The sequence below is a fragment of the Luteimonas sp. 8-5 genome, assembly GCF_029763755.1.
Classification (GTDB): Bacteria; Pseudomonadota; Gammaproteobacteria; order Xanthomonadales; family Xanthomonadaceae; genus Cognatiluteimonas.
Genome location: NZ_JARUVM010000123.1, coordinates 1 through 2,122 on the forward strand (window position 1 = coordinate 1; position 2,122 = coordinate 2,122).

At 70.5% G+C, this 2,122-nt stretch carries 1 protein-coding gene; it reads right to left on the reverse strand.

What is annotated here, in order from left to right; translation table 11 throughout:
* Nucleotides 1-89: 89 nt before the first annotated feature.
* On the reverse strand, nt 90-2,122 hold a 2,033-nt coding region (gene gspD, locus QAA18_RS11425), incomplete at its 5' end, for a type II secretion system secretin GspD (protein WP_279413092.1).

A 2,122-nucleotide genomic window follows, 5' to 3' on the forward strand; every position in this document is an offset into this window, starting at 1 on the left:
GCCGGTATCGAGCGCCGCCAGGCAGGCGTCCAGCGCATCGTCGTCGGTGCCGACCGGCAGCAGGACGATCGGCAGCTCGGTGCCGCGGGTCACGGCGTCGTGTGCAGCGGTTCCATCGCGCGGAAGCGGCGTCCGTACTCGTCGGTGAGGTCGCGCGCTTCCTGCGGGTTGCGGACGATGGACGGGGTCAGCAGCACGATCACTTCGCTGCGGTCGGTGTTGGTCGAACGCGTGCCGAACAGCGATCCGATCAGCGGCAGCCGGCTCAGCCCCGGCACGCCGGTGCTGCCGTTGCTGGCGCTGTCGCTGATCAGGCCCGCGAGCATCACCGTCTCGCCGCTCTGGATCGCCGCCTCGGTCTTGAGCCGGCGCGTGTCGATCGGCACGTTGCAGTTGGCCGCGTTGCTGGCGCAGCTGGCGGGCACTGCACCGGGCGAACTGACTTCCTGCACGATGTCCAGGAACACCATGCCGTCGCGCGTCACCCGCGGACGCACCTTGAGGATCACGCCGGTGTCCAGGTACTGCACCTGGCTGACGGTGCCGGTGTCGCCGACGCCGCCGGGGTTGAACGACACCGACTGGATCGGGATCCGGGTGCCGACGTTGAGCGTGGCCTCGACGTTGTTGCGCACCAGCACCGACGGCGTCTGCAGCAGGCGCAGGTCGGTGACTTCGTCCAGCGCGCTGATGACCGCCGCGGCATTGCGGCCGAGGAAGGTCCAGCTCGCCCCGCCCGAACCGATGCTGCCCGCCAGATCGCCCCAGATGTCGCGGCCGAGCGCGCTCGGCAAGCCCGCGCCGCCCGAAGTCGTCGGTGCGTTGACCGCCTGTTCGAAGAACCAGTTGACGCCGTACTTCAGGTCGCCGGACAGCTTGACCTCGACCACCTGCGCCTCGATGTGCACCTGCAGCGGCATCACGTCCAGGCGTTCCACCACGTCGCGGATCGAACGCCACGCCTGCGCGCTGGAGCGCACAAGCAGCGTGTTGGTCTCCTCGACCGCGGACACGCCGACTTCGCTGCCGTCGACCTCGAACGACACCGAACCGTTGCCCGACTCGCGCGGATCCAGCGACAGCGTGCCTTCGTTGCCGCCGCCGACCGGTGCGCTGCTGGTGCCGCCGTCGACGCCGCTGTCGCGGATCTCCGTCGAGGTGAGCCCGGGCATGATGCCGCCCGCGTCGCGGGCGCCGCCACGGCGGCCGCCACCGCCGCCGAACACTTCGGCCAGGCGGTCGGCCAGTTCATTGGCCTTGATGTACTTGAGCTCCAGCGAATACAGCTGCACGCCGCCGCCGGCGCTGTCGATGCGCTCCAGCCACTCGCGGATGCTGTCCAGGTAGGCCGGCTGCGGCGTGATCACCAGCACCGCGTTGGCCGCGTCCAGCGGCAGGAAGCGGAACATGCCCGCGACCGGCGACTTGCCCTCCGCGCCGAACACCTTCTCCAGGTCCTCGACCACGTCGTCGGCGCGGCCGCTCTGCAGCGGGAACACGCCCACCGACATCGACGACATCCAGTCGACGTCGAACACTTCGATGGTGCGCAGGTAGTTCTCCAGCTCGGTGCGCGAGCCGGCGACGGTGATCACGTTGCGCCCGGCATCGACGCTGACGATGGCCTTGTCGCGCGCATAGGGCTCCAGCACCTTGGCCATCTCGGTGGCGGAGATGTAGCGCAGCGGCACCACCCGGGTCTCGTAACCGCGTGCGGTCGAGGCCGGGCCGCTGCGTGGCGCGACAGCGCCTGCCAGCGGCTGGTCGGCGGCGACGATGTTGTAGCGGCCGCCGCTGTAGACCAGGCGCGCATTGTTCCAGCCCAGCACCATCTCGAGCAGGTCGCGCGCCGCGGCCGGACTCACCGGCTTGGGCGTGGCCAGCGTCACCGTGCCCTGCACGCCCGGCTGGATCACGTAGTTCTGCCCGAGCATCTCGCCGAGGATCGCCTTGACCACGACCTGGATCGGCGCGCCCTCGAAGTTGAAGGTCGCCGCGCCCGTGGTCGCCGAGGACAGGTCCGGCAGGTCGCGCACCGGCGACGCGGCGACGGCGCGGTCGATCACCTGGCCGCTGCCGCGCCGGATCACCGGTTGCACGCCGGTGGCGGCGGCTTCGTCCT